This is a genomic window from Moraxella cuniculi DSM 21768 (assembly GCF_900156515.1).
Classification (GTDB): Bacteria; Pseudomonadota; Gammaproteobacteria; order Pseudomonadales; family Moraxellaceae; genus Moraxella; species Moraxella cuniculi.
This window is the reverse complement of record NZ_FTNU01000034.1, coordinates 1-5,424: the sequence shown is the minus strand read 5'-3', so window position 1 is coordinate 5,424 and position 5,424 is coordinate 1. Positions and strand designations below refer to the sequence as shown.

Genomic DNA, 5,424 nt, shown 5'->3' with positions numbered 1-5,424 from the left:
ACTATTTAAAATCCAAACTAAAGAACAACTTGTGTGGATTTTTGTCAATACAAGATACTTAAATAAATTAAAAAATAAATCATTTATTTATTATCTCGACAAAAAATCTCAAAGTTAATTCATTTACACGATGAGCAAATTTTGCTAGTAATATCTAAATGAGCTTTAAAAGATTAAACTGAAGAGTTTGATCATGGCTCAGATTGAACGCTGGCGGCAGGCTTAACACATGCAAGTCGAACGAAGTTAGGGAGCTTGCTCCTGATACTTAGTGGCGGACGGGTGAGTAATGCTTAGGAATCTGCCTAGTAGTGGGGGATAACTATCCGAAAGGATAGCTAATACCGCATACGACCTACGGGTGAAAGGGGGCGTAAGCTCTCGCTATTAGATGAGCCTAAGTCGGATTAGCTAGTTGGTGGGGTAAAGGCCTACCAAGGCGACGATCTGTAGCTGGTCTGAGAGGATGATCAGCCACACTGGGACTGAGACACGGCCCAGACTCCTACGGGAGGCAGCAGTGGGGAATATTGGACAATGGGCGAAAGCCTGATCCAGCCATGCCGCGTGTGTGAAGAAGGCCTTTTGGTTGTAAAGCACTTTAAGTGGGGAGGAAAAGCTAATAGCTAATACCTATTAGCCCTGACGTTACCCACAGAATAAGCACCGGCTAACTCTGTGCCAGCAGCCGCGGTAATACAGAGGGTGCAAGCGTTAATCGGAATTACTGGGCGTAAAGCGCGCGTAGGTGGTTACTTAAGTCAGATGTGAAAGCCCCGGGCTTAACCTGGGAACTGCATCTGATACTGGGTAACTAGAGTAGGTGAGAGGGAAGTAGAATTCCAGGTGTAGCGGTGAAATGCGTAGAGATCTGGAGGAATACCGATGGCGAAGGCAGCTTCCTGGCATCATACTGACACTGAGGTGCGAAAGCGTGGGTAGCAAACAGGATTAGATACCCTGGTAGTCCACGCCGTAAACGATGTCTACCAGTCGTTGGGTCTCTTGAAGACTTAGTGACGCAGTTAACGCAATAAGTAGACCGCCTGGGGAGTACGGCCGCAAGGTTAAAACTCAAATGAATTGACGGGGGCCCGCACAAGCGGTGGAGCATGTGGTTTAATTCGATGCAACGCGAAGAACCTTACCTGGTCTTGACATACACAGAATTCGCTAGAGATAGCTTAGTGCCTTCGGGAACTGTGATACAGGTGCTGCATGGCTGTCGTCAGCTCGTGTCGTGAGATGTTGGGTTAAGTCCCGCAACGAGCGCAACCCTTTTCCTTAGTTACCAGCACTTTAAGGTGGGAACTCTAAGGATACTGCCAGTGACAAACTGGAGGAAGGCGGGGACGACGTCAAGTCATCATGGCCCTTACGACCAGGGCTACACACGTGCTACAATGGTTGGTACAAAGGGTTGCTACACAGCGATGTGATGCTAATCTCAAAAAGCCAATCGTAGTCCGGATTGGAGTCTGCAACTCGACTCCATGAAGTCGGAATCGCTAGTAATCGCAGATCAGAATGCTGCGGTGAATACGTTCCCGGGCCTTGTACACACCGCCCGTCACACCATGGGAGTTGATCTCACCAGAAGTGGTTAGCCTAACGCAAGAGGGCGATCACCACGGTGGGGTCGATGACTGGGGTGAAGTCGTAACAAGGTAGCCGTAGGGGAACCTGCGGCTGGATCACCTCCTTAACGAAGTTATCTGATTGGCAAGAATTCACAACAAGTTGTTCTTTGGTTGAATAAAAGTTAGAAGGTCGCAAAAGCAATTTGCCTTCGGCAACCGAAAATCCACCTAAGGGATTTTCGGCTCAAGCCTAAAATTGCGTTGCAATTTTTTAACGGCTTTCGGGTCTATAGCTCAGTTGGTTAGAGCACCGTGTTGATAACGCGGGGGTCATAAGTTCAAGTCTTATTAGACCCACCATTTATGGGGTTATAGCTCAGTTGGTAGAGCGCCTGCCTTGCACGCAGGAGGTCAGGAGTTCGACTCTCCTTAACTCCACCATTAATTAGAAATAAGCAATCTTTTAGAAGATTTCTTCTTTCTACTTAATGTAGAAACTATCTATAAACTGACGAAGTTTATAACATTATTTAACAACATGTAATGAGTCTGGGTTAATTATTTATTCCAACAAATAATTAACCAGTATTGAGCAATCAATACAAAGTAAAGAGAACTGAATCAAGCGTAAACATAGGTGAATCGTTACACATTACCCATACGACAACAAACTATTTGGGGTTGTATGGTCAAGTAATGAAGTGCACATGGTGGATGCCTTGGCAGTCAGAGGCGATGAAAGACGTGATAGCCTGCGATAAGCGTCGGTGAGGTGGCAATATCCTGTGACCCGGCGATTTCTGAATGGGGAAACCCACCTAAGATAACTTAGGTATCATAATTTATTTTATGAGGCGAACCGGGAGAAGTGAAACATCTCAGTACCCCGAGGAAAAGACATCAATTGAGATTCCCCAAGTAGCGGCGAGCGAACGGGGAGTAGCCGATTAGATTTGTAGTAGCAAAATGGCGTGGGAAAGCCAACCATAGTAGGTGATAGTCCTGTATGCGAAACTGCAATTTTAACATATTAAGTAGGGCGGAACACGAGAAATTCTGTCTGAAGATGGGGGGACCATCCTCCAAGGCTAAATACTCCTGACTGACCGATAGTGAACCAGTACCGTGAGGGAAAGGCGAAAAGAACCCCTGTTAGGGGAGTGAAATAGAACCTGAAACCGTGTGCATACAAGCAGTCGGAGCGGACTTGTTCCGTGACGGCGTACCTTTTGTATAATGGGTCAGCGACTTATATTCTGTAGCAAGCTTAACCGTGTAGGGGAGGCGTAGGGAAACCGAGTCTTAATAGGGCGTTTTAGTTGCAGGGTATAGACCCGAAACCGAGTGATCTATCCATGAGCAGGTTGAAAGTGCCGTAACAGGCACCGGAGGACCGAACCCACTCCCGTTGAAAAGGTAGGGGATGACTTGTGGATAGGGGTGAAAGGCTAATCAAACTCGGTGATAGCTGGTTCTCCCCGAAAGCTATTTAGGTAGCGCCTCGGACGAATACCTTGGGGGGTAGAGCACTGTTTCGGCTAGGGGGTCATCCCGACTTACCAAACCGATGCAAACTCCGAATACCCAAGAGTACTATCCGGGAGACAGACGGCGGGTGCTAACGTCCGTCGTCAAGAGGGAAACAACCCAGACCGCCAGCTAAGGCCCCAAATTCCTAGTTAAGTGGGAAACGATGTGGGAAGGCACAGACAGCTAGGAGGTTGGCTTAGAAGCAGCCACCCTTTAAAGAAAGCGTAATAGCTCACTAGTCGAGTCGGCCTGCGCGGAAGATGTAACGGGGCTCAAACTAGGAGCCGAAGCTGCGGATTTAATTGTTTCAATTAAGTGGTAGGGGAGCGTTGTGTAAGCCTGTGAAGGTGTATCGTAAGGTATGCTGGAGGTATCACAAGAGCGAATGCTGACGTGAGTAACGACAAAACGGGTGAAAAGCCCGTTCGCCGGAAGACCAAGGGTTCCAGTCCAACGTTAATCGGGGCTGGGTGAGTCGACCCCTAAGGCGAGGCCGAAAGGCGTAGTCGATGGGAAATCGGTTAATATTCCGATACTTGTTTATGATGCGATGGAGGGACGGAGAAGGTTATGTCAGCCTGGCGTTGGTTGTCCAGGTGGAAGGATGTAGGTAGGTTTAGTAGGCAAATCCGCTAGACTATTACTGAGATCTGATAGCAAGCCAGTTTACTGGCGAAGTGGCAAATACCCTGCTTCCAGGAAAAGCTTCTAAGCGATAGTCATAAACAAATCGTACCCGAAACCGACACAGGTGGTCAGGTAGAGAATACCAAGGCGCTTGAGAGAACTCTGCTGAAGGAACTAGGCAAAATGGTACCGTAACTTCGGGAGAAGGTACGCTGCTGATGGTGATAAGACTTGCTCTTTGAGCTGTTGGCAGTCGCAGATACCAGGCTGCTGCAACTGTTTATTAAAAACACAGCACTCTGCAAACACGAAAGTGGACGTATAGGGTGTGATGCCTGCCCGGTGCTGGAAGGTTAATTGATGGGGTTAGCGTATGCGAAGCTCTTGATCGAAGCCCCAGTAAACGGCGGCCGTAACTATAACGGTCCTAAGGTAGCGAAATTCCTTGTCGGGTAAGTTCCGACCTGCACGAATGGCATAATGATGGCAGCGCTGTCTCCAGCAGAGACTCAGTGAAATCGAAATCGCAGTGAAGATGCTGTGTACCCGCGGCTAGACGGAAAGACCCCGTGAACCTTTACTACAGCTTTACATTGAACTTTGACCTAACTTGTGTAGGATAGGTGGGAGGCTTTGAAGTGGCGACGCCAGTTGCCATGGAGCCAACCTTGAAATACCACCCTGGTTATGTTGGGGTTCTAACTTAGATATAACAGTATCAAGGACAATGTATGGTGGGTAGTTTGACTGGGGCGGTCTCCTCCTAAAGAGTAACGGAGGAGTACGAAGGTGCGCTCAGAACGGTCGGAAATCGTTCAAAGAGTATAAAGGCAAAAGCGCGCTTAACTGCGAGACCCACAAGTCGAGCAGGTACGAAAGTAGGTCTTAGTGATCCGGTGGTTCTGTATGGAAGGGCCATCGCTCAACGGATAAAAGGTACTCTGGGGATAACAGGCTGATACCGCCCAAGAGTTCATATCGACGGCGGTGTTTGGCACCTCGATGTCGGCTCATCTCATCCTGGGGCTGAAGCAGGTCCCAAGGGTATGGCTGTTCGCCATTTAAAGAGGTACGCGAGCTGGGTTTAGAACGTCGTGAGACAGTTCGGTCCCTATCTACCGTGGGCGTTGGAAATTTGAGAGGATCTGCTCCTAGTACGAGAGGACCAGAGTGGACGAACCTCTGGTGTTCCGGTTGTTACGCCAGTAGCACTGCCGGGTAGCTATGTTCGGATGGGATAACCGCTGAAAGCATCTAAGCGGGAAGCCCACCTCAAGATAAGATTTCCCTAAAGAGCCGTTGTAGACTACGACGTTGATAGGTTGGGTGTGGAAGTGTAGTGATACATGTAGCTAACCAATACTAATTGCTCGTTTGGCTTGACCATACAACACCCAAGTGGTTTAGTATGAATAAGTGTAAAGATTTTACCTAATAAGCTTGATAAAGAAAATATCTTGAATTGATTTTAACAAAACAAGTTAAATGCAAATAACAGACTCATAACAGCGTTGTTAATCCTTTTACGCTGACGACAATAGCAAGATGGAACCACCTGATCCCTTCCCGAACTCAGAAGTGAAACGTCTTAGCGCCGATGGTAGTGTGGTTCGCCCATGTGAGAGTAGGTCATCGTCAGCATCCCTTTTAAGCCCCCTTCATCGAGTGATGGAGGGGGTTTGTTGTT

General features: G+C 48.0%; 2 tRNA genes and 3 rRNA genes. All 5 read left to right on the top strand.

Going from position 1 to position 5,424, the window contains the following annotated elements:
- The first annotated feature begins 175 nt into the window (after positions 1–175).
- The 5 genes from BW928_RS11025 to rrf all read left to right on the top strand — a co-directional run bounded on the left by BW928_RS11025 (position 176) and on the right by rrf (position 5,378).
- Positions 176–1,705, top strand: a 16S ribosomal RNA gene (locus BW928_RS11025).
- Between the two features lie 158 nt (positions 1,706–1,863).
- Positions 1,864–1,940: transfer RNA gene (locus BW928_RS11020), tRNA-Ile, on the top strand.
- A gap of 5 nt (positions 1,941–1,945) precedes the next feature.
- Positions 1,946–2,021, top strand: a tRNA-Ala gene (locus BW928_RS11015).
- 246 nt (positions 2,022–2,267) lie between these two features.
- Positions 2,268–5,124 (top strand): 23S ribosomal RNA (locus BW928_RS11010).
- Positions 5,125–5,264: 140 nt separating this feature from the next.
- Positions 5,265–5,378: ribosomal RNA gene (gene rrf, locus BW928_RS11005) — 5S ribosomal RNA — on the top strand.
- The 16S, 23S and 5S rRNA genes sit together here with 2 tRNA genes alongside, the layout of an rRNA operon.
- Positions 5,379–5,424: the final 46 nt, after the last annotated feature.